Raw genomic sequence first — 2217 nt, forward strand, 5'->3', positions numbered from 1 at the left:
ATCTCAAGCCGACACCGCGGCTCGTGGCCGGTATGGCGCTGCGTGACCTGGCGCATGCCGCCATCGACGTTTCCGACGGGCTGCTGGCCGACCTCGAACACGTGCTGGCAGCTTCCGGCGTCGGGGCGCGGCTCGAGCCCGAGGCACTGCCCTTGGCGACAGGATTGCGCGAGGCGCTGGGTGAAGAAGGCGCCTATCGCGCCGCGCTGTGCGGCGGCGACGACTACGAGCTGCTGGTCAGCCTGCCCGGCGAGAGCCTCGCCGAGGCACGTCGACGTCTGGCGGAGCAGGGGCTGGCACTGACTCCGATCGGCACGGTCAGCGCCGAGCCGGGCGTGAGAGGTGTCGATGTCGGCGGTGCCCACGGCTGGCAGCACTTCCCGGGAGGCGAGCCATGAACCGCTGTCCACCGAGCGTCTGGCGGCGCCCCGTTCACTTCTTCGCCTTCGGCCTGGGCAGCGGCGGCGTGCCCTGGGCACCGGGCACCTTCGGCACCCTGGCCGCGATTCCCTTCTACTGGCTGCTCTCCGAACTGCCGCTGGGCTGGTACCTGACGCTGGTGGCGGTCGCCTTCGTGGTGGGCGTCTGGCTGTGCGACAAGACCTCGCGGGATCTCGGCGTTCACGACCATTCCGGTATCGTGTGGGACGAATTCGTCGGCTACTGGATCACCATGGCAGCGGTACCGTTCTCCTGGGAGGCGGCGCTGTGGGGGTTCGTGCTGTTCCGTATCTTCGACGTCTTCAAACCGTGGCCGATCCGCTGGGCCGACAGGCGCGTGGCGGGCGGGTTCGGCATCATGATCGATGACGTTCTGGCCGGTATCTACGCCTGGAGTACTATGCACCTGTGGCTCTGGTTGCACTAGTTTACATCCGGTACGGTTAACCGGTCTGGCGCATGTATCACCACAGGGAGGCGAAGCTATGCGCAAGGAACGTCTCATCGTCCCGCTGCTGGTCGTGCTGCTGCTCGCCTGGTTGAGCGCGCAGGCAGTATCGAGCTGGCTGTTCGAGCGCGAGATGGCGCGTACCCTCGCCGATCTCGAGGCGCGGGGGGAGATCGACATCGAACGGGTCGAGGTGGAGCAGGGCTGGTGGTCCTCTTCCGGACGTATCTACCTGGCGCCGCTGTTCGGCCACCTCTGGCAACTGGAGCTGACCTATCGTGCCCGCCATGGGGTGCTCAGCACTCACCTGGACGGCGAGGCCATGCTGCGCCACGGCCCCAATGCCGTGCATCTCTTCGGCGACTCCCTGGCCACCTCTCCGCCCCTGTGGGAGGCCAGCTATCACTCCCTGACCGGCACCCTGGAAGGCGGGCTGCAGCTGGCGCCGCTGCGCATCACCCAGCAGGAGCGGGAGCTCGTCTTCGGCGGCGGCAGGCTGCGCTTCAGCGGCGAGCAGGGCAACTGGCGGATGCGTGCCCATCTCGACGCCTGGTCGCTGAGTGACGGCGCGGCTCGCCTGGAGGTGGGGCCGGCCATTCTCAACAGCCAGTATGCCTATACCGAAGACGCGCACACCTTCACCCAGGAAGACCGCCTGCAGATCGAATCCTTCACCTGGCATCAGCCCCAGCTCAGACTCGATGGAAACGGTATCCGTCTGTCGAACCGCACCTCGCTGGACGAGCAGGAGCTGAGGATGCAGCTGGCGCTGGACCTGGGCGAGATCCATACCGCGGAACAGGTACTGTTGACCGGTCAGGTGGATGTGGAGCTTTCGCGCTTCAACGCCGATGCGATTCGCAGCAGCATGCTGCGTTTGCGCAAGCTGGCGGCCAGTGGGCACCACGGCATGAAGCAAAAGGCACTGCTGGGTGAACTCGAACCCTATCTGCTGGCAGTACTGCAGGACTCGCCGCGTCTCGACCTTCAGCGTCTGGAGCTGGACAGTCCGATGCTGGGGCTATCGGCCCGGGTCGACGGATCTCTGTTTTTCGACGGTCGCCGGCTCGAAGAGCTGAGCCTGGTCGGCCTCGACGAACCCACCGTCAAGGCGCGCTGGCGACGGCGCCTGGATGGCGACTTCACCTGGTACGAGCTGCCTACCGTGGTGGCGCTGTGGCTCGGTTTGCCGCTGGACACGCGCACGCTGGAAGTCGACGTCGGCCGTGGGCAGGTGCGGGTCAATAGTCGTCCATTGCCCCCGCTTTGGCGCTAGGGAAACACCGCACTAATGCCTGCGCGAGCGAATTGCTGCGTTGCGCGGTGCG

The 2217-nt window shown here is 66.4% G+C and carries 3 protein-coding genes; all 3 read left to right on the plus strand.

The window, feature by feature from the left end; translation table 11 throughout:
- A partial coding sequence (locus B8115_RS07570; RefSeq protein ID WP_010627175.1) for an AIR synthase-related protein occupies window positions 1-398 on the plus strand: 398 nt, incomplete at its 5' end.
- Window positions 395-868: a phosphatidylglycerophosphatase A gene (locus tag B8115_RS07575; RefSeq protein WP_010627176.1), complete on the plus strand. Its 474-nt coding sequence runs from the start codon at window positions 395-397 to the stop codon at window positions 866-868. The genes B8115_RS07570 and B8115_RS07575, both read left to right, overlap by 4 nt.
- Before the next feature lie 58 nt (window positions 869-926).
- Complete coding sequence (locus tag B8115_RS07580) at window positions 927-2165, plus strand: DUF945 family protein (protein WP_010627177.1); 1239 nt, start codon at window positions 927-929, stop codon at window positions 2163-2165.
- Window positions 2166-2217: the final 52 nt, after the last annotated feature.

Source organism: Halomonas sp. KM-1 (genome assembly GCF_000246875.1).
GTDB lineage: Bacteria > Pseudomonadota > Gammaproteobacteria > Pseudomonadales > Halomonadaceae > Halomonas > Halomonas aerodenitrificans.